The 18,081-nt window shown below is 62.0% G+C and carries 21 protein-coding genes; 15 read left to right on the forward strand and 6 right to left on the reverse strand.

Annotation, left to right across the window (positions count from 1 at the left end; all coding sequences use genetic code 11):
- The first annotated feature begins 259 nt into the window (after positions 1-259).
- The 6 genes from LB556_RS09605 to LB556_RS09630 all read left to right on the forward strand — a co-directional run bounded on the left by LB556_RS09605 (position 260) and on the right by LB556_RS09630 (position 5,631).
- Complete coding sequence (locus tag LB556_RS09605) at positions 260-1,024, forward strand: SDR family oxidoreductase (RefSeq protein WP_224566428.1); 765 nt, start codon at positions 260-262, stop codon at positions 1,022-1,024.
- Positions 1,021-3,105 (forward strand): excinuclease ABC subunit UvrC, encoded by a 2,085-nt coding sequence (uvrC, locus tag LB556_RS09610; RefSeq protein ID WP_224566430.1) that lies wholly within the window; start codon positions 1,021-1,023, stop codon positions 3,103-3,105. The genes LB556_RS09605 and uvrC overlap by 4 nt, the downstream gene beginning before the upstream one ends.
- Positions 3,106-3,446: 341 nt before the next feature.
- Positions 3,447-4,043 carry a CDP-diacylglycerol--glycerol-3-phosphate 3-phosphatidyltransferase gene (gene pgsA / locus LB556_RS09615; RefSeq protein ID WP_224566432.1) on the forward strand — a complete coding sequence of 199 codons (597 nt, stop codon included), beginning with the start codon at positions 3,447-3,449 and terminating at the stop codon, positions 4,041-4,043.
- 1 nt (position 4,044) lies between these two features.
- Complete coding sequence (moaD, locus tag LB556_RS09620) at positions 4,045-4,302, forward strand: molybdopterin converting factor subunit 1 (protein ID WP_224566434.1); 258 nt, start codon at positions 4,045-4,047, stop codon at positions 4,300-4,302.
- Positions 4,303-4,306: 4 nt separating this feature from the next.
- Positions 4,307-4,789, forward strand: coding sequence for a molybdenum cofactor biosynthesis protein MoaE (locus LB556_RS09625; RefSeq protein ID WP_224566436.1), 483 nt, complete (start codon positions 4,307-4,309; stop codon positions 4,787-4,789).
- A 77-nt stretch (positions 4,790-4,866) separates the two neighbouring features.
- The gene (locus LB556_RS09630; protein WP_224566438.1) at positions 4,867-5,631 is read left to right on the forward strand and encodes a YbaY family lipoprotein; all 765 of its coding nucleotides are present in this window, start codon (positions 4,867-4,869) and stop codon (positions 5,629-5,631) included.
- A 44-nt stretch (positions 5,632-5,675) separates the two neighbouring features.
- On the opposite strand, the gene LB556_RS09635 is transcribed toward LB556_RS09630, so the two are convergent.
- The gene (locus LB556_RS09635; RefSeq protein WP_224566440.1) at positions 5,676-6,302 is read right to left on the reverse strand and encodes a class I SAM-dependent methyltransferase; all 627 of its coding nucleotides are present in this window, start codon (positions 6,300-6,302) and stop codon (positions 5,676-5,678) included.
- Positions 6,303-6,482: 180 nt separating this feature from the next.
- Positions 6,483-6,905, reverse strand: coding sequence for a nucleoside-diphosphate kinase (ndk, locus tag LB556_RS09640; RefSeq protein WP_140761984.1), 423 nt, complete (start codon positions 6,903-6,905; stop codon positions 6,483-6,485).
- Positions 6,906-7,179: 274 nt separating this feature from the next.
- On the opposite strand from ndk, the gene LB556_RS09645 reads away from it, so the two are divergent.
- Positions 7,180-7,452 carry a DUF2934 domain-containing protein gene (locus LB556_RS09645; protein ID WP_224566442.1) on the forward strand — a complete coding sequence of 91 codons (273 nt, stop codon included), beginning with the start codon at positions 7,180-7,182 and terminating at the stop codon, positions 7,450-7,452.
- 79 nt (positions 7,453-7,531) lie between these two features.
- On the opposite strand, the gene LB556_RS09650 is transcribed toward LB556_RS09645, so the two are convergent.
- Positions 7,532-8,224: a glutathione S-transferase family protein gene (locus LB556_RS09650; protein WP_224566444.1), complete on the reverse strand. Its 693-nt coding sequence runs from the start codon at positions 8,222-8,224 to the stop codon at positions 7,532-7,534.
- Positions 8,225-8,291: 67 nt separating this feature from the next.
- Between LB556_RS09650 and LB556_RS09655 the strand changes: the two genes are divergently transcribed.
- Positions 8,292-8,804: a DinB family protein gene (locus tag LB556_RS09655; protein ID WP_224566446.1), complete on the forward strand. Its 513-nt coding sequence runs from the start codon at positions 8,292-8,294 to the stop codon at positions 8,802-8,804.
- A gap of 137 nt (positions 8,805-8,941) precedes the next feature.
- On the opposite strand, the gene LB556_RS09660 is transcribed toward LB556_RS09655, so the two are convergent.
- Positions 8,942-9,901, reverse strand: a complete 960-nt coding sequence (locus LB556_RS09660) for a LysR substrate-binding domain-containing protein (RefSeq protein ID WP_224566448.1) — start codon at positions 9,899-9,901, stop codon at positions 8,942-8,944.
- A gap of 111 nt (positions 9,902-10,012) precedes the next feature.
- Between LB556_RS09660 and LB556_RS09665 the strand changes: the two genes are divergently transcribed.
- From LB556_RS09665 to LB556_RS09685, 5 genes are all read left to right on the forward strand, one after another.
- Positions 10,013-10,846, forward strand: a complete 834-nt coding sequence (locus LB556_RS09665; RefSeq protein WP_224566451.1) for a hypothetical protein — start codon at positions 10,013-10,015, stop codon at positions 10,844-10,846.
- A gap of 45 nt (positions 10,847-10,891) precedes the next feature.
- The gene (locus LB556_RS09670) at positions 10,892-11,818 is read left to right on the forward strand and encodes a DMT family transporter (protein WP_263485179.1); all 927 of its coding nucleotides are present in this window, start codon (positions 10,892-10,894) and stop codon (positions 11,816-11,818) included.
- Positions 11,811-12,014, forward strand: coding sequence for a hypothetical protein (locus tag LB556_RS09675; RefSeq protein ID WP_224566453.1), 204 nt, complete (start codon positions 11,811-11,813; stop codon positions 12,012-12,014). Before LB556_RS09670 ends, LB556_RS09675 begins: the two co-directional genes overlap by 8 nt.
- Positions 12,015-12,166: 152 nt before the next feature.
- Entirely contained in the window at positions 12,167-12,628 is a 462-nt protein-coding gene (locus LB556_RS09680; protein WP_027144507.1) for a MucR family transcriptional regulator, read from the forward strand.
- Between the two features lie 136 nt (positions 12,629-12,764).
- Complete coding sequence (locus LB556_RS09685) at positions 12,765-14,642, forward strand: ABC-F family ATP-binding cassette domain-containing protein (RefSeq protein WP_224566455.1); 1,878 nt, start codon at positions 12,765-12,767, stop codon at positions 14,640-14,642.
- A gap of 46 nt (positions 14,643-14,688) precedes the next feature.
- Here LB556_RS09685 and LB556_RS09690 read toward each other — a convergent pair whose 3' ends face one another.
- Both LB556_RS09690 and LB556_RS09695 read right to left on the reverse strand, forming a co-directional pair.
- On the reverse strand, positions 14,689-14,976 hold the full coding sequence (locus tag LB556_RS09690) for an addiction module antidote protein (RefSeq protein WP_224566457.1): 288 nt from the start codon (positions 14,974-14,976) through the stop codon (positions 14,689-14,691).
- A 1-nt stretch (position 14,977) separates the two neighbouring features.
- On the reverse strand, positions 14,978-15,265 hold the full coding sequence (locus LB556_RS09695) for a type II toxin-antitoxin system RelE/ParE family toxin (RefSeq protein WP_224566745.1): 288 nt from the start codon (positions 15,263-15,265) through the stop codon (positions 14,978-14,980).
- Between the two features lie 105 nt (positions 15,266-15,370).
- On the opposite strand from LB556_RS09695, the gene LB556_RS09700 reads away from it, so the two are divergent.
- Both LB556_RS09700 and LB556_RS09705 read left to right on the forward strand, forming a co-directional pair.
- Positions 15,371-17,530 (forward strand): molybdopterin-dependent oxidoreductase, encoded by a 2,160-nt coding sequence (locus LB556_RS09700; RefSeq protein ID WP_224566459.1) that lies wholly within the window; start codon positions 15,371-15,373, stop codon positions 17,528-17,530.
- A gap of 232 nt (positions 17,531-17,762) precedes the next feature.
- Positions 17,763-17,933 carry a hypothetical protein gene (locus tag LB556_RS09705; RefSeq protein WP_224566460.1) on the forward strand — a complete coding sequence of 57 codons (171 nt, stop codon included), beginning with the start codon at positions 17,763-17,765 and terminating at the stop codon, positions 17,931-17,933.
- Positions 17,934-18,081: the final 148 nt, after the last annotated feature.

Here is an 18,081-nt window from a genome sequence, read left to right on the forward strand (position 1 = left end):
GCGAATGAGGCAGAACCTTGACGTTGCATCTTCGCAACAGCGAAATGTCAGCAGCAATTCATGCTGCGCTGCACGCCGCTTGGTGCAAGGAGTCCACCGACCTATATTGCGGTCCGGCGGTCCGAGTCCAAGAGGGCTCGGCATGCCGAACCGGGCGCTTCGCCACAATGCTGCCCCAGGTGCGAACGCCATTTAACGCATGCCGGGCCATATTTCGTCGGCATCGCGTTTTCGGGCCGAAATTGAGGATTGACAACAGATGAGCAAAGCCGCTGCCGTGGCGCTGGTGACCGGTGGAGCGAAACGGATCGGCAAGGCGATCGTCGAGGATCTGGCCCGCCATGGTTTTGCGATCGCCGTCCATTCCAACCGCTCACACGATGAGGCGGATGCGTTGGCCGCGATGATTAACCGGTCGGGCGGCCGCGCCGCCGTGGTCGTGGCCGATCTGACCGACATGGACGCCGTCGGCGACCTCGTCGGCCAGGCGGAGGCAGCGCTGGGCCCAATCTCGCTGCTGGTCAACAATGCTTCGCTCTTCGTCGATGATTCCGTCGAGGATTTCGACTGGCATGCCTGGGACCGCCATTTTGCCATTCATGTGAAAACACCGGCGCTGTTGGCGCAGAACTTTGCCCGTTCCTTGCCGGAAGGGCAGGAGGGGCTGATCGTCAACATTATCGACCAACGCGTCTGGCGGCCGACACCGCGCTATTTCTCCTATGCGCTGTCCAAATCGGCGCTCTGGACCCAGACGCAGATGTTGGCGCAGGCGCTCGCGCCTCGCATCCGCGTCAATGCGATCGGGCCGGGCCCGACGCTGAAGAGCGTACGCCAGGACGATTCCGATTTTGATGCTCAGGTCGCTGGCCTCATTCTGAAACGCGGCCCGGAATTGCCGGAATTCGGCGCCACCATCCGCTATCTCTGGAAGACGCGCTCGGTCACCGGCCAGATGATCGCGCTCGATGGCGGCCAGCATCTTGCATGGCAGACGCCCGATGTGACAGGCATGGCGGAATGAGTCCTTTGGATCACAAGAACAAGGCGCGCGGCGGCGCTGATGATCTTCCTCCCGAAATCGACCTCGAGGATGAGGCGCTGGAGGAGATCGTCGAACCGGTCGGCCCGGATGTCGCCTTCACGGCCATCGACTGGACGCCGCATGCCGGCGACGCCGAAGGCATGGTCGGCGCCGAGGTGATCCAGACGCTGGTGAAACGGCTGCCCAATGCACCAGGCGTATATCGGATGATGAACGCCGCTGGCGACGTGCTCTATGTCGGCAAGGCGCGCAGCCTGAAGAAGCGTGTAACCAACTATGCGCAAGGCAGGTTCCACACCAACCGCATCGGTCGCATGGTGCGCGAGACGTCGACGATGGAATTCGTCGTCACCCGCACCGAGATCGAGGCGCTGCTGCTCGAAGCCAATCTTATCAAGCGTTTGCGGCCGCGATTCAATGTGCTTATGCGGGACGACAAGTCGTTCCCGTATATCCTTTTGACCGGCGACCATGTCTCGCCCGGCATCTACAAGCATCGCGGCGCGCGGTCGCGCAAGGGCGACTATTTCGGCCCCTTCGCCTCGGCCGGTGCAGTCGGCCGTACCATCAATTCGCTGCAGCGCGCCTTCCTGCTCAGAAGCTGCACCAATTCGTTCTACGAGAACCGCACGCGGCCATGCCTGCTCTATCAGATCAAGCGCTGCGCCGGTCCGTGCACCGGCGAAATCTCGCATGAGGGTTATGCCGAGCTGGTCGCCGAAGCGAAGGATTTTTTGTCCGGCCGCAGTCAGAAGGTGAAGACCGAGATTTCGGCTGCCATGCAGCAGGCCTCACAAGACCTCGATTTCGAGCGCGCCGCCATCTATCGCGACCGGCTGGCGGCCCTGTCGCACGTGCAGAGCCATCAGGGCATCAACCCCGCGACCGTCGACGAGGCCGATGTCTTCGCCATCCATCAGGAAGGCGGCCAGGTCTGCATCCAGGTGTTTTTCTTCCGCACCGGCCAGAACTGGGGCAACCGCGCCTATTTCCCGAAGGCCGATCCGGCGCTGGAAGGATCGGAAGTGCTGGGCTCGTTCCTGGCGCAGTTCTACGACGACAAGCCGACACCGCGCGCCATTCTCCTGTCTCAGACCGTGGAGGACCAGGAACTGCTGGGCGAGGCGCTCTCGACCCGCGCCGGCCGCAAAGTGGCGATCTCGGTGCCGCAGCGCGGCGAGAAGAAGGACCTGACCGACAACGCCTTGCAGAATGCGCGTGAGGCGCTTGGCCGCCGGCTGGCGGAAACCTCGACGCAAGCGCGGCTGCTTGCCGGTTTCGCCGAGACGTTCGGCCTGGCCAAGCCGCCGGTGCGCATCGAAGTCTACGACAACTCGCACATCATGGGCACCAACGCCGTTGGCGCCATGGTCGTCGCGGGACCGGAAGGCTTCGTGAAGAACCAGTACAGAAAATTCAACATCCGCTCGACGGAGATCACGCCAGGCGACGATTTCGGCATGATGCGCGAAGTGATGGAGCGGCGTTTTTCGCGATTGCTCAAGGAGCATGGCGATGTTGCCGTGGCCGACGATGCGGCAGCGGGCGAGGCGACGGCAGCCGAAACCGGCGATGATATCGAAGACGATATCTCCGGCAGCTTCCCGGCTTGGCCCGATGTCATCCTGATCGACGGCGGCCAGGGCCAGATGACGGCGGTGCGCAAGATCCTGTCGGATCTCGGCATCGAGGACCGCGTCGTTGCCATCGGCATCGCCAAGGGGCAGGACCGCGATGCCGGCCGCGAGCGCTTCTTCGTCAAGGGCAGGGACTCGTTTTCGCTGCCTGTACGCGACCCCGTGCTCTATTTCGTCCAGCGGCTGCGCGACGAGGTCCACCGCTTCGCCATCGGTTCGCACCGGGCTCGCCGCAAGAAGGAGATGGTCAAGAGCCCGCTCGACGAAATCGCCGGCATCGGCCCCGGCCGCAAGCGCGCGCTTCTCTTGCATTTCGGCACAGCCAAAGCGGTCAGCCGTGCCGCAATCGAGGATCTGAGAAAGGTTGACGGCATTTCCGAACAGGTGGCGAAACTGGTCTACAATCACTTCCACGAGAGCTGATGCATGTCGCCCAAAAGTGTGCGCGGTTTTGGGATAACGACATGCATGAAGCAACAACGCATGTCGCCCAAAAGTGCGCGTAGTTTTGGGATAACGACATGCATGAAACAACAACGCATGTCGCCCAAAAGTGCGCGTGGTTTTGGGATAACGACATGCGTAAGGCAAGAACGCATGTCGCCCAAAAGTGCACTCGGCATATCTCCCGAAAATGGCTACGGTTTTGGCACAAGGTGTGCGAAGGTTTCCCGCTGTTTTCGGCTGGCCAATCGATTTTGGCCTGTTGACCCCCCACATTCGCATCTGATTTGAGTACGCAGGCAGAAAGAGTCCCCGAAGACATGGCCCAGCGCGCGTTTAACCTGCCCAACATCCTGACCTACGCCCGCATCGTCGCGGTGCCGCTGGTCGTGCTGTGCTTTTTTCTAGAAGGCCATCTGAAATCGAGCGACTTCGCCCGCTGGTCGGCGCTGGTCATTTTCCTGCTGGCGTCGATCACCGATTACTTCGACGGCTATTTTGCCCGCGCCTGGCAGCAGACCTCCAATATCGGCAAGATGCTCGATCCAATTGCCGACAAGCTGCTGGTCGCCACGTGCCTTTTGCTGCTTGCCGCCGACACCGACCGCCATGCCGGCATCGCCGGCTGGTCGCTGTGGGCGGCGATCATCATCCTGTGTCGCGAAATCCTGGTTTCGGGCCTGCGCGAATATCTGGCGGCGCTCAAGGTCTCGGTGCCGGTAACGCAGCTCGCCAAATGGAAAACCACCATCCAGATGGTCGCCATCGCCTTCCTGCTGGCGGGGCCAGCCGGCGACAAAATCTTTCCGCTGACCACGGAGACCGGCCTCGTACTGCTGTGGATCGCGGCCCTCGTGACGCTCTACACCGGCTATGACTATTTCCGCGCTGGCCTCAAACACATCATGGACGAGTGAGATGACGACCCGTCTCATCTATTTCGCCTGGGTTCGCGAACGGATCGGCATGCCGGAAGAAGATGTCGAATTGCCCGCCGCCATCGAGACGGTCGCCGACCTCCTGCACTGGCTGCAATCGCGCGGCGAAGGTTATCAACACGCGCTGCAATATCCCGATGTGATCCGCGTCGCCATCAACCAGGAACATGTCGACCACCGCGAGAAGATATCAGGCGCGCGCGAGATCGCGCTGTTCCCGCCGATGACCGGGGGCTGACATCATGTCGGCCGTTCTGGTGCCGACCGTGCGCATCCAGCGCCAGGATTTCGACGTTGCCGCCGAGATCGCCGGGCTGACGCAAGGCCGCGCCGACATTGGCGCGGTAGTCACCTTCTCCGGCATGTGCCGCGACGAGCAGGGCGCGCTTTCGGCGCTCGAGCTCGAGCACTATCCGGGCATGGCCGAAGCCGAGATCGAACGCATCGCGACCGAAGCCACCGAGCGCTGGCAGCTGCAAGGTCTCACCGTCATCCATCGCCACGGCAAGATCGCGCCGGGAGAGAACATCGTGTTGGTGGTGGCTGCTTCGGCGCACCGCCAGGCGGCGTTCGAGGCGGCGGACTTCCTCATGGACTACCTCAAGTCGCGCGCACCCTTCTGGAAGAAAGAACATCGCGCCGACGGGTCCGAGGGCGGCTGGGTCGAGGCCAAGGAAACCGACGCCGAGGCAGCTCGGCGCTGGAAGCAGCCGCCATCCGAATAATACCGCGCAAGCGTCACGGAACGACCGCAATCCTTCGGCCAACTGATCTCGTGACTGATTTGCAAGGGAGAACGGTCGTGCTGGACAGGCTCGCGGAGTTCTTCGTCTTCGGTTTCGTGCCTCTGGTGGTCGGCATCCTCGCAGTGCCGGAACTCTCCGTTGCCGCGGAAAAGGCCGTCACGGGGGAGGTGATCTATCGCGAGCGCATCGCATTGCCCCCTAGCGCCGTGCTCTCCGTGGAGCTTGCCGATATCTCGTTGGCCGACGCGCCCGCCAAGATCATCGGGCAGCAGAAGATCAAGCCCGCCGGCCAGGTGCCGATCGGCTTCGAGATAAAATTCGACCCCTCTGTCATCCGGCCGCGGATGACCTACGCACTGCAGGCCCGGATCACCGTGGACGGAAGGCTGCTGTTCATATCCGATGTGCGCCATCAGCTCGATCCGCTGACGGACGCGCCGCAGACAATCATGTTGAAGATGGTCGCACCCGGCAAGGAGCCAGCGGCTTCCGTCTTTGATCAGCTCTGGGTCGTCGACTATGTCGATGGCGTGGGCGCCATCACCGCGCCGCAGGCGACCTTCAGGGTCAGCGAGGCTGGCAAGGCCGGTGGCAGCGGCCCCTGCAACACCTATTTTGCCACGGCGAAGCTCGAGGGCCAGGCGATCGCGATCGGCGATATCGGTTCGACCTACAAAGCCTGCGCGCCCGATGTGATGGCCGAGGAAAAAGCCTTGTTCGATGCATTGGCCAAGGCGGCGTCATACATTGTCGATGCCGGCAAGTTCACCCTATCGGACAGGGATGGCCGCGAAATCCTGCGCTTCAGCGCCGCGAGCTGAGCAATTTCAGGGAAAGTGTGAAGCGGTTCCCCAGGAAAACCTTTTCACGCCTTTCGCGGAACCGCCGTAGGCGACGGGGCAAAGATGGCGCCGTAGTGGTAAGGCGGCACGTCAACCATTTCAGCCAGCCTGAAGCCGGCCGGCTCGACGGCCGCAATGGTCTGTTCCGGCGACAGTCTCAACTCGGTCTTCGGTCCGCGAGGCTCGCCCAGCACCACCGTTCGCTCGCGCGGCGTCTGATGCCAGTTCACAATGGCAAAACGGCCTGACGGGCCAAGCGCCGCACGTGCCGCGCGGGCCAGGCGGAGCTGATCGGGAACACCATGAAAGGCGTTTGCCATGAAGATGAAGTCGGCGGGTCGGGCCGCCAGGCTGGCAAGCTCATAGGCGTCGCCCGCCACGAAGTCGCAATTCGACAGGCCATTTTCAGTCAGGCGCCGGCGCGCGAACTCGAGCAAATCGGCGTCGATATCGATGGCGGTGACATGACGCGCGATCCGGGCAATCTGCAACGTGAACCAGCCATCGCCGGAGCAGAGGTCGATCACCTCCATACCCGGCTTGATCCCTGCGGCCGCAAGCACTGTCGCCGGGTCTGGCCACAGCACCTCCCACCATCCGCTGGTCGGCATATCGGTGCCCTGGAAGAACCCTGGAATGCCGCTGGTCATGGTTGGCTCGACTCCATCTCGACGGCGCTCCGCGCCCGGTCCATTCACGTATCTCGTATTTCGCGGGACTTCCTGCGGCTCGCTTCATATGAGATGCCGTAGAGCTTGAGACCACGTCCCATACGAAGAAAGGCCGGCATTTCGCCGGCCTTTCTTGAATGCGAGGTGTGGATTGGCGGCTCAGCCGACGATTTCGGTGTCCGAAAACCAGTACTTGATTTCCTGCGCGGCCGTTTCTGGCGCGTCGGAGCCATGCACCGAGTTTTCGCCGATCGACAGCGCATGCACCTTGCGGATGGTGCCTTCGGCGGCGTTGGCGGGGTTGGTGGCGCCCATCACGTCGCGGTTCTTGATGATAGCGCTCTCGCCTTCCAGGACCTGTACGATGGTCGGGCCCGAGGACATGGATTCCACCAGCTCACCGAAGAACGGCCGCTCCTTGTGGACGGCGTAGAAGCCTTCCGCCTCGCGGCGGCTCATCCACACCCGGCGCGAAGCGATGACGCGCAGGCCGGCGTCTTCCAGCATCTTGGTGATGGCGCCGGTGAGGTTACGCCGCGTTGCGTCGGGCTTGATCATGGAGAAGGTGCGTTCGAGCGCCATGGGTCGTCCTTGTCTGAAATGGAATGGAGAGTGGCGGGCTCTATACAAGCCGCCCGGCCCATTGCCAAGGGGGTGAGGAGCGGTCCGCGAGGCGGACGGAAAGCCAATTGCTTGGCTTTCCGGGCGACGAACGCACGGAGCGATAGCTGAGGCCGGCGGCCCGCGCTTCCGTGGCCGGCCGGCCCGGGGCTAGATCAGATGGCTGTAATGTAACGCTTTGCTTGCTATAGTCGTGCGTCGGCGCCGCGCTGAAGTCGGTCCGAATGGAGACAACATGACCATGACAGACGATCGTCAGGAGCGCATTCGTAACCGGGCACATCAGATCTGGCAGGAACAAGGGCAACCGGCCGGTCAGCATGAACGCCACTGGCACCAGGCGGCGGCCGACGTCGATCGAGAGGACGCGGGGGGGCCGTCGGCGGACAAGAAGCCAGCCAAGAAGGCATCTGGTGCTGGCAAGGCAAAAGCCGCCCCCAAGGAAGAAAAGGCCGCCGCGAAAGCCAGCAAGCCGAAGAACGGCAAGCCAAAGAAGTCGGCAAAGTAGGGCCTGTTCCGCCGCTGATTGTCGCAACGGGTTGACGGCGCTCGAACTGCCTTGCGGACAGGCGGGTCTTCGCGCCCCGTCACGCTGCCGCCGCAACCTTTCGTCCCAGCCCGCCATGCAGGTCGAGGCAGCGGGTGAACCACCGCGCCACCGCGTCGCCGTCTTCGAGCAACTTGTAAGGCGATGCGATGCGCGCCCATTGCAGCGCGCCGAAGACGATATAGTCGGCAAACAGCGGCGAGGCGCCGCCGATGAATGGCTGGTAGCTCAACATGGAGCGCAGCGGCTCCAGCGTTGCCCGGAAAGTTGCCAGGCCGGCGTCGCGTGCGGCAACGACGTCCTCCAGCCGCTTGCCGAAGCGCTGCTCCCGGCTCTTGCGGAAATAGGAGGCGTTCTCCTCGTCTTGCATGGCATGAAGGTCGACGAGCGCCGCGGTGGTGACATAAGGGTGGATGGTCGATTGCGACCAGCGCTCGATGAAGCGCGCCATCGCCTTGCCGCCCTCGCCGCCAAACAGCGTCGGGCGATCCGGATAGGCCTCCTCGAGATAGAGCGCTATCGCGAAGGAATCGGTGACGACCTTGTCTCCATCGCGGATGACCGGCACGGTTTTCGAAAAACCGCCTTCAATGGCCGGCACTTCGAGAAAACGCGTCGGCGCGGTCGAGAATTCAAGTCCCTTGTGGGCCAGCGCCATCGTTGCCTTCCAGCAATGCGGACTGAACGGGCGGCTCTCATTATGTCCAACCAGATCGTAAAGCAGAATGGTCATTGGCGTCGGCCCCTTTGCGGTCTAGGTATCACTCCCGAAACCCGAAACGGGCGCGGCGGGAGAAAAGATGAAACAGCACTTCATGATGTTTGCGGCTTACAATCAATGGGCCAATGGCCGCATCTATGATGCCGCCGCCGATCTCGACGAAGAGGAATTCAATCGCGATGTGGGCGCTTTCTTCGGCTCACTGATGGGCACGCTCAATCATCTGCTGGCCGCCGATCGCATCTGGATGAAGCGCTTCACCGGCGAGGGCGACGCGCCGACGGCGCTGGACACCATACTGCACCGGGCCTTGCCCGTCCTGAGGACCGCGCGCGAGGCCGAGGACCGGCGGATCGTCGACTGGCTCGCCGGCTTGGGCGACAAGGCGCTGTCGGGCCGCTTCACCTACATGACGGTTTCGGACATGCGCACCGTCTCTCAGCGCCTGGCGCCGGCGCTGGCTCATGTCTTCAACCACCAGACCCATCACCGCGGCCAGGCGCATATGATCCTGACGGTTCTGGGCCGTCCTTCCGTGCCCCTCGATCTGGTGCATTTCCAGCGCACCGAGGAAGGAAGGGCCTTCGCCTGATCCAGATCGTTTCGTTAGTCGAGGACGAGCGGTTCGCGCGGACTATCGCAGCATTTTTTGCCGTAGCATCGCTTTTACATCAGGCCACTCGGATGATCCCTGATTTCTCTTGCCCGCGGTCATTGAACGACAAAATCTCAGACAGCCTCGGAAACCAAGTCCCTGACTTCGCTGTCCAACTGGCGTTGCGTCAGGGCCGCCTCCGTCATCACCCATTGCTTGAACAGCAGCATCTTGCGTGCCGCAAGGTTCTTGCGGGGCGAGACGAAGTACCAGCCGGCCGTGTTTGGATGATGAACGGCAAAGGGAGCGACCAGCTTCTCGGCGCGGATATCGCTGGCCATATAGGCGCGGTTGGCAACGGCAAAACCCATTCCGGAGTTCGCCGCTTCGTAGGACATCATGCACGAGTCAAAATAGATGCTTTTGGTCTCGCTGAGCACAAAACTGGCGCCGGCGAAACCAAGCCAGGATTGCCAGTTCTGGGTGCAGGTATCGGAATGCAGCAGCGTGAAGAGCCGGAGGTCGTCCGGTGTCACCTTTGACATTGGTTTATCGCCGAGAACCTCAAGGAACAGCTTGCGGCTGCACACCGGTGTCAGGTCTTCGCGAAACAGCAGGTCCGATGGCAGTCCGTTGAAGTGGCCGTCGCCATAGCGGATTTCGAGATCGAATTCGGAAGTCGTGAACTCATGCGTCGCGTACGAGGTCGAGACCCGCATCACGATATCGGGGTGCTGGCGCTGGAACAGCGGCAGGCGCGGAAACAGCCAGCGCGCGGCAAAGGTCGGCAGCACGGAAATCTTCAGGACATGTTCCTGTGATTGCCCGGTCGCCTCCATGCTGGCGGCGACGATCCGCTCCAGCGCCTCGCGGACGCGCGAGACATAGGTCTCGCCCTCCGGCGTCAGCGACACCGCATTACCGCCGCGCTGGAAAATCTTGAAGCGCAGCTGGTCCTCCAGGCTCTTGACGCGCTGGCTCACCGCCGAAGCGGTGATGAACTGCTCTTCACCGGCACGCGTGAAATTGCCGTGCCTCGCAGCACTCTCCACGATTTTCAGCGAATTGAGGTTGACCTGACTGAGCAGACGCACGGGTTTCGACCTTAAGCTGGGCTTACGGTAGCACTAGCATTCCTAATTTTACAGGGGGTGCTAATTTAATCGACTGTTAACCAAGTGTTTGCCCCCACTTGGAGAAGTACAATGAACGCACATACGATACCCGAATTGCGCTATGCGATGAGCCGCGAGGCCATCATCGGCCACGAAACCGCCTGGAAAGTGTCGAGCTTCGGCGTTGCGCAGTATCTGCATGGCTACGATCCGGCACTGCTTGCCGCGATCGAGGAGGCCGCCCTGAAGCTCAAGGCCAGCCATGCGGTGCACAAGCACCTCGACCTGACCTTCATCACCGGCGCCGACCGTTTCATCCCTGAAATCAAGGAGTTGCTGAACGACACGCTGCGCCTTGAGCGGCTGTCCGACATGATGGGCACGAAGCTTGAGCCCTATCCGCTGTCGATCGTCGGTTCGACCGTCACATTCATGAATCCCAGGGATGGCGCCGTCGAATGGCATTGCGACGGCGTTCCGGTGACCGAACTCATTCCGCTGTCGATCAGCGATCCGCTGGTCGGCGGCCATCTCGAAATCTATTGTGACGATTCCGAGACCGGCCGCGCCATTCTCGAGTCCGGCCGCGAGATCCCGCGCAACCGCGTCATGCGAATCGATCACAAGATGAACTACGCCACGCTCGGGCAGTTCCTCGGCGTCCTGCATCGCACGGCGCCGATCCAGTTCGGCGAGCGCGTCACCCTGGTGCTCAACCAGCGCTCCGTGGCCAAGCCCTATGTTGATGACAACAGGATGTTCTATCTTGCCGCCGACAACGATCACGACCGGGAGTGGGTCAACGAGCTGGCCGAGGACGTGTGGATCAACCAGCTACCGGCCTATCGCCGGTTCGAGGCGGAACATCCGACGCCGGCCCCCGCCGAAGCGCCGGTTCCGGGTGGAGCCAGGGAATCATGGTAGCGACCCATGATCCCAAAAAGCGGAAACCGATTTTCGGACAGGATCATGGTCGAACGCGGGGATAGAGCGCCGTGCCGATTCCATCGGCATGGATCAAGCTCGGTGTCGGCGCTGGTCTTCGCTACCGGCGCGGTAGCGTTGTGGTCGACAAATGCGCTGGTCGGAAAATCACTGCTGGCCGGTCACCCGGTGTCGCAGGTGCAGTTCCTGCAATTTGCAGGGGCCGCATTGGTCTTCGCGGCCATCCGGTTGATGGGTCGCCAGAAAGCCGCGGCGGCCACGGCAAGCACCGCGCTGGTGCCGCTCGCGGTCGGCTTCATCGGTCTGGTCGGCACCATGGTGCTGCAATATATCGCCTTTGCCTCGATGCCGGTGATCGAAGCCAATCTCGTGGCCTACACCTGGCCCCTGATGGTCGCCGCGGCGGTGATCGCCTTCGAAAATCCCCGGCGTCCGGCTCTGCTGGGTCTTGCCGCGGCCCTCGGCTTCGTCGGTGTCGCGCTGGTGATTTCGGGAGGACGTGACCACACCTGGTTCGAGGGTGATCTCACCGGCTATTTGGCTGCATTCGGGTCAGCGCTGTGCATGGCGTTCTATTCGGTGATGGTGGGACGGCTCACCACTTCGCCGGACCGCCTGTTGCTGCCCTCGTCGCTGGTTGGCGTCGCCTTGACACTCTTATGGTCCGCTCGCGAAGGCGTCGCCTGGCCGACCGGTGTGGATCTGGCCCTTGGGCTCTATCTCGGCGCCGGCCCGATGGGGCTGGGTTATTACTTCTGGTCGCGGGCCTTGAAGCTTGGGGGCAGCGGCAAGGTGGCCGTGGTCGCCTATCTCACACCGATTGCCTCGACGCTGCTGCTGACCTTGTCCGGTGAACGGCTGACGACGATCGGCATTGCCGGAGCCGTGCTCGTGATTGGCAGTTGTGTCGCTGTCGGCCTGGAACGTTCGGAGGTGCAAGACTATGTTTGACGACAATGAACGTCTCGCCAGGCAGGAAGCGGACTGGCTCATCAAGGAATTCGGCGCCGAGGCGCCACTTTACGCCGCGATGAGGGCCGAAAAGGCGATTGAGCGGAAGGATTTCGGGCGTTGCGCCCGTTGGAGGCGTATTCTTGAGATATTGGCTGATGGCCGCACAGCCAAGTCTGCCGCTTCCAAGTATTAGATTTTCTAAATTGCGCGACGTCGATTTTCCATAAAAATATTTAGTGTCAAGTCTTGATTCGTTTTGGAACTTGGCGGTCCGTTGGGGGACGCGGTTAAAGCGATACATCGGCAAAAGTCTTCTCTGGGGTAGAGGACTTCGTCGCAAATAGGATGAAAGAATTGTCAAATATCGAGGATAAGACCGTTATAGAGCTAACGGCCGATATTGTCTCGGCCTATGTCGGCAACAATCCGCTTCCGGCCTCCGGCCTGCCTGACCTGATTGCCAGCGTCAGCGCCTCGGTCCGCAAGCTGGCTGGTGCGGCTGTCGTCGAAAGCCCAAGCCTGGTTCCGGCCGTAAATCCGAAGAAGTCGGTGTTTCCCGACTACATCATCTGCCTGGAGGACGGAAAGAAGTTCAAGTCGCTCAAGCGGCACCTCAGGACAGACTACGGTTTGAGCCCGGACGACTATCGGGCCAAATGGGGCCTGCCGCCGGACTATCCGATGGTCGCCCCGAATTACTCGGCGACCCGGTCGGCGCTGGCGAAATCGACGGGACTTGGCCGTAAGCCGGCCGCTGCGCCGGCAGTCGTGGCCAAGGCGACAAAGCGTGGCAAGGCCACAGCCTGAGGCCTTGCCGGCCGGTATGGCAGGCCGCTGATCGGCTGCTCTGACGGCGCGTTGCAGGCGCCATTTCCGGACCTTGCGCGGCCAACTGGCCCGCAAGGTCTTGCGAAGCGTTGATGTCCAGTGCAAAAGCGCGGCCATGCTTATCATCAATGACCTTTCGCTGCGCATGGCGGGGCGCCTGCTTCTCGACCACGCCTCACTCACCTTGCCGGCCGGCACCAAAGCCGGTCTTGTCGGCCGCAACGGCACCGGCAAGACGACGCTGTTCAAGGCCATAACAGGCGATTTTCCCTCCGAGACGGGTTCGATCAGCCTGCCGAAGAACACGCGTATCGGTCAGGTGGCGCAGGAAGCGCCTGGCACCGAGGATCCGCTGATCGAGATCGTGCTCAAGGCCGATCTCGAACGCACGGCGCTGCTCGATGAGGAAAAGACCGCCACCGACCCGCACCGCATCGCCGACATCCATATGCGGCTGGCCGATATCGACGCCCATTCGGCGGAGTCCCGCGCGGCCACCATCCTCGCCGGACTCGGCTTCGACGACGCAGCGCAACGCCGTCCGGCCTCGTCCTTCTCCGGTGGCTGGCGCATGCGCGTGGCGTTGGCCGCCGTGCTGTTTTCCGAGCCGGATCTCCTGCTGCTCGACGAGCCGACCAACTATCTCGATCTTGAAGGCACGCTCTGGCTGGAAAACTACGTTTCAAAGTATCCGCACACAGTGCTTCTGATTTCGCACGACCGCGACCTGCTCAACCGCGCCGTCAACTCGATCGTTCACCTCGACCAGAAGAAGCTGACCTTCTGGCGCGGCGGCTACGACCAGTTCGAGCGCCAGTACACCGAGCAGAAGGAATTGCAGGAAAAGGGCCGGGTCAAGCAGGAAGCCGCCCGCAAGCATATGGAATCCTTCGTCGAGCGTTTTCGCGCGAAGGCCTCCAAGGCAAGACAGGCACAGTCGCGCATCAAGGCGCTGGAAAAGATGAAGCCGATCTCGGCTATCGTGAACGACACGGTACGGCCGTTCTCTTTCCCCGAACCTGTGAAGACGGTGGCTTCGCCGATCGTCGCGCTGAACAACGTCAATGTCGGCTATACCGAGGGCCAGCCGATCCTGAAGAAGATGACGCTGCGCATCGATGCCGACGACCGCATCGCGCTGCTCGGCGCCAATGGCAATGGCAAGTCGACCTTCGCCAAACTGCTGTCGGGCCGTCTGAAGCAGGAGACCGGCACCATGACGGTGGCGCCCGGGTTGAAGGTGGCGATCTTCGCCCAGCACCAGCTCGACGATCTGCGTCCCGAGGAAAACGCCTATGAGCATGTCCGCCGTCTGATGCCGGAGGCGCCGGAATCGAAAGTACGCGGACGCGTCGCACAGTTCGGTCTCACGACCGAGAAGATGAATACGCCCGCCAAGGACCTGTCCGGTGGCGAGAAGGCACGCCTTCTGATGGGCCTGTCCGCCTTCGAGGGGCCGAACCTGTTCATCCTCGATGAGCCGACCAATCATCTCGACATCGACAGCCGCGAATCGCTGATCCATGCGCTGAACGAATTTCCCGGCGCCGTTATCCTGATCTCGCACGACCGCCATCTGCTCGAGGCGACCGCCGACCGGCTATGGCTGGTCAAGGACGGTGCGGTCAATCCCTATGACGGTGACCTCGAGGACTATAAGACGCTGGTCACCGGCGTGTCCGGCGACCGCCGCGGCAAGCGCGAGGCGGACAAGGCGTCAAAAGCCGATCGCCGCCGCGACGCGGCTCAGCGGCGCGCCGCCTTCGAGCCGCTGGCCAAGGAAATCCGCGCCACCGAGGCGCTGATGGACCGCATCCGCAAGCGCATCGACGGCATCGAGGACGAACTGGCCAACCCGGCGATCTACGAAAAGGACCCGTCGACGGCGACAAGGTTGGCCAAGGAACGCTCGCAGCTAGCCCAGACGCTTGCCGGCCACGAGGAAAAGTGGCTGACCATGTCCGCGGAGTATGAGGAAGGCACGGCGGAGTAGGGCGCTCGCAACTCCTCTTAGGGAGATTGCGCCGCAGCTTGTGGCATCAGGGATGTGGCCTTGTGGTCAATTGCATTCCTAACGCATTCATCACGGCAATCGTGGTTTTCAGTGTCGGGTTGCCATCGCCGCTGAAGGATCGATAGAGCTGTTCGCGCGACAGTCCTGTCTGCTTTGCGATCTGTGTCATGCCTTTGGCGCGGGCAACCACGCCGAGCGCATGCGCGATATACCCGCTGTCTTCGGTTTCGAACGCTTCTGTCATGAAGATGGCGATGGCCTCATCGGAATTAATGTCCTCGGCTGGGTCGTACGTACTCAATTTTTCAGGCATCTCATTCGCTCCAATCGCCCGAAAGGCGTTTTGCTGTCTTTATGTCCTTCGTTTGACTGCCTTTGTCTCCACCGCACAGCAGTATCAGCACCGTATTGCCGTGCTTGCGGTAGTAGAGGCGGTAGCCTGGGCCATAGTGGATGCGCAATTCGCTGATTCCGTCCCCGACAGGTTCGGAATCTCCCGAATGACCGAAAGCAAGGCGGTCGAGGCGCGAGGCGATCAATGCACGGGCACGTTCATCTTTGAGCTTCATTCGCCATTTGCGAAAAGTATCCGTCTGTTTCAGCTAGAACATTGGTCTGATGTAGTTTTTAAACTACGATCCGTCAAGGCTCTTTGCTCGCATTCATCTGGCCCTACACCTCACACGCCAAAGCCGCTAAACAGGGCCATGAACCAGCACGCGCACCTCCGCATCGGCCATTCCGCCTGCCCGCATGATTGTCCGTCGACCTGCGCGCTCGAGGTCGAACTGCTCGACGGCAACCGAATCGGCCGCGTCCACGGCGCCAAGGCCAACAGCTACACGTCGGGCGTAGTCTGCGCCAAGGTTGCCCGCTACGCCGACCGCGTCCATCACCCGGACCGGCTGCTGAAACCGCTGGTAAGGGCCGGCGCCAAGGGCGACGGCGTCTGGCAGGAAGCGAGTTGGGAGGCCGCACTCGACCTCGTCGCCGAAAAGTTCATCGCAGCCGAGGAGAAATACGGTTCGGAGACCGTCTGGCCCTATTTCTACGCCGGCACGATGGGGCTGGTTCAGCGTGACGGCATCGAGCGGCTGCGCCACGCCAAGAAGTATTCAGGTTTCTTCGGCTCGATCTGCACCAATCTCGCCTGGACCGGCTGGATGATGGGGGCGGGCGCCTTGCGCGGCCCCGACCCGCGCGAGATGGGCAAATCCGACTGCGTGGTCATCTGGGGCACCAATGCGGTGGTTACGCAGGTCAATGTGATGACCCACGCAATCAAGGCGCGCAAGGAGCGCGGCGCCAGGATCGTCGTCATCGACGTCTATGAAAACGCCACCATGAAGCAGGCCGATATGGGGCTGGTGCTGAAGCCCGGCACCGACGGAGCGCTGGCTTGTGCTGTCATGCATGTGCTGTTCCGGGAGGGCATGGCCGACCACGCCTATCTCGAAAAATACACCGACGACCCGAAGGGATTGGAGGTGCATCTGAAGACGCGCACGCCGGAATGGGCCGCTGCCATCACCGGCCTTGGCGTTGCCGAAATCGAGGCCTTCGCGCGATTGGTCGGCACGACCAAGAAAACCTATTTCCGCCTCGGCTACGGCTTTGCGCGCCAGCGCAATGGCGCCGTCAACATGCATGCGGCGTCCTGCATCGCCGCGGTCACGGGCGCCTGGCAATATGAGGGTGGCGGCGCGTTCCATTCCAATTCCGGCATCTTCAAGCTCAACCAGGATGTGCTGGAAGGCACCAGGATGCGCGATCCCTCGATCCGCTACCTCGACCACTCGCGCATCGGCCCGGTGCTGACCGGTGCCAGCGATGCGCTCTATGGCGGACCGCCGGTGACGGCGATGCTGATCCAGAACACCAATCCGGTGAATGTCGCGCCCGAGCAGCGGCTGGTGAAGCAGGGCTTTCTGCGCGACGATTTGTTTGCCTGCGTGCACGAGCAGTTTATGACCGACACGGCCAAGCTAGCCGATGTCGTGCTGCCGGCGACGATGTTCGTCGAGCATGACGACATCTACAAGGGCGGCGGCAACCAGCACATCACGCTCGGCCCCAAGCTGATCGAGCCGCCGGCAGGGCCGCGCACCAATCATTTCGTCATCGAGCAACTGGCCGGGCGCCTTGGCGTCGCCGATCGTCCGGGCTTCGGCCATACGGAGCAGCAGCATATCGACATCATTCTGGGCAAGCGCGGGCTGGGCAGCTTCGATTCCTTGAAGGAGGAGAAGTGGGTCGACCTGCAGCCGGATTTCGAGACAGCGCATTTCATCCGGGGTTTTGGCCATGCGGATGGCAAATTCCGCTTCCATGCCGACTGGACCGGGCAGGCGGCTCCCAACCGGCCCCCGAAGAGCATGGGCCTGTTCGGTCCGGTGGCGCGATTGCCCGAATTTCCCGATCATGTCGACCTCATCGAGGTGGCCGACGAAGCGCATCCGTTTCGCCTGACGACCTCGCCGGCGCGCAACTTCCTCAACTCGACCTTTTCCGAAACCCCGGTATCGAAGGCCAAGGAAGGCCGCCCGGAACTCCTGCTGCATCCAGACGATGCGGCGGCTCTCAACCTTGCCGACGGCGACCGTGTCGAGATCGGCAACATGCGCGGCGAGGTGGTGCTGCACGCCAGATTGTTCGACGGCATCAAGCGTGGCGTCGTGATCGCCGAAGGCATCTGGCCGAACAGCGCGCATGAGCGCGGCGAGGGCATCAACGTGCTGACCGGCGCCGATGCGCCCGCACCCTATGGCGGCGCTGCCTTCCACGACAACAAGGTCTGGCTGCGCCGGGCACGGCATTTTACCGGGGGAAAACGACCGGAAAAGGCCGAAATCCCTGATCTCGCATGACGCTGCGGCAAGACTCAGCTAGCCTTCAAGTGCGGCGGACCTGATATCCGCCTGGCCGGCGCTATCAGATTACCTCCCAAGCGGCGCCGGCCTTCTTTCTGGCGCTAAATTAGCTTTCGTTAAATTTGAAAGGTCCGCGCTCGGTGGGCGTTAGGGTCTTGCCGTCAGGACTTCGGGCAGGCTTTTGGGTGGTGCGGGGCCTTAGATGCGCGGGCGGAGCTGGATAAAGGCGTTGCGTCAGGACGAAGCGCGACAGGTACGTGCGCGTATCGCTGAACTCGAACGAAACCTGACCTCTGCCTCGGCTCACACGCGGCAGCGGCGCCGGGATGCAGGCCACGAACTGCGCAATGCCAAGTTCCGCCTCGACCGTCTCGAAGAATGCATCGCGGCGATGCGCTGAAGAACCAGCCGTCCTGTGCGGGAGGGCACTGCCACTGTTCACGAAGGCGAGATACGGGCTTCATCCGCCGGCAGCCTTTGTCGGTGGCCGTTTGTTGTCGCGGGCCGTGAGCGCCAAAGCCCTCCGCGCGAGGATCAGTCTCAGCTTT

The sequence above is a fragment of the Mesorhizobium sp. ES1-4 genome (genome assembly GCF_020164745.1).
In the GTDB taxonomy this organism is placed as follows: Bacteria; Pseudomonadota; Alphaproteobacteria; order Rhizobiales; family Rhizobiaceae; genus Mesorhizobium.

Bases quoted from the DNA above. Each gene is read 5' to 3' on its own strand.
- LB556_RS09605 (WP_224566428.1), top strand. From the start codon at position 260: ATGAGCAAAGCCGCTGCCGTGGCGCTGGTGACCGGTGGAGCGAAACGG.
- uvrC (WP_224566430.1), top strand. From the start codon at position 1,021: ATGAGTCCTTTGGATCACAAGAACAAGGCGCGCGGCGGCGCTGATGAT.
- pgsA (WP_224566432.1), top strand. From the start codon at position 3,447: ATGGCCCAGCGCGCGTTTAACCTGCCCAACATCCTGACCTACGCCCGC.
- moaD (WP_224566434.1), top strand. From the start codon at position 4,045: ATGACGACCCGTCTCATCTATTTCGCCTGGGTTCGCGAACGGATCGGC.
- LB556_RS09625 (WP_224566436.1), top strand. From the start codon at position 4,307: ATGTCGGCCGTTCTGGTGCCGACCGTGCGCATCCAGCGCCAGGATTTC.
- LB556_RS09635 (WP_224566440.1), bottom strand. From the start codon at position 6,302: ATGACCAGCGGCATTCCAGGGTTCTTCCAGGGCACCGATATGCCGACC.
- ndk (WP_140761984.1), bottom strand. From the start codon at position 6,905: ATGGCGCTCGAACGCACCTTCTCCATGATCAAGCCCGACGCAACGCGG.
- LB556_RS09645 (WP_224566442.1), top strand. From the start codon at position 7,180: ATGACCATGACAGACGATCGTCAGGAGCGCATTCGTAACCGGGCACAT.
- LB556_RS09650 (WP_224566444.1), bottom strand. From the start codon at position 8,224: ATGACCATTCTGCTTTACGATCTGGTTGGACATAATGAGAGCCGCCCG.
- LB556_RS09655 (WP_224566446.1), top strand. From the start codon at position 8,292: ATGAAACAGCACTTCATGATGTTTGCGGCTTACAATCAATGGGCCAAT.
- LB556_RS09665 (WP_224566451.1), top strand. From the start codon at position 10,013: ATGAACGCACATACGATACCCGAATTGCGCTATGCGATGAGCCGCGAG.
- LB556_RS09670 (WP_263485179.1), top strand. From the start codon at position 10,892: ATGGTCGAACGCGGGGATAGAGCGCCGTGCCGATTCCATCGGCATGGA.
- LB556_RS09675 (WP_224566453.1), top strand. From the start codon at position 11,811: ATGTTTGACGACAATGAACGTCTCGCCAGGCAGGAAGCGGACTGGCTC.
- LB556_RS09680 (WP_027144507.1), top strand. From the start codon at position 12,167: ATGAAAGAATTGTCAAATATCGAGGATAAGACCGTTATAGAGCTAACG.
- LB556_RS09685 (WP_224566455.1), top strand. From the start codon at position 12,765: ATGCTTATCATCAATGACCTTTCGCTGCGCATGGCGGGGCGCCTGCTT.
- LB556_RS09690 (WP_224566457.1), bottom strand. From the start codon at position 14,976: ATGCCTGAAAAATTGAGTACGTACGACCCAGCCGAGGACATTAATTCC.
- LB556_RS09700 (WP_224566459.1), top strand. From the start codon at position 15,371: ATGAACCAGCACGCGCACCTCCGCATCGGCCATTCCGCCTGCCCGCAT.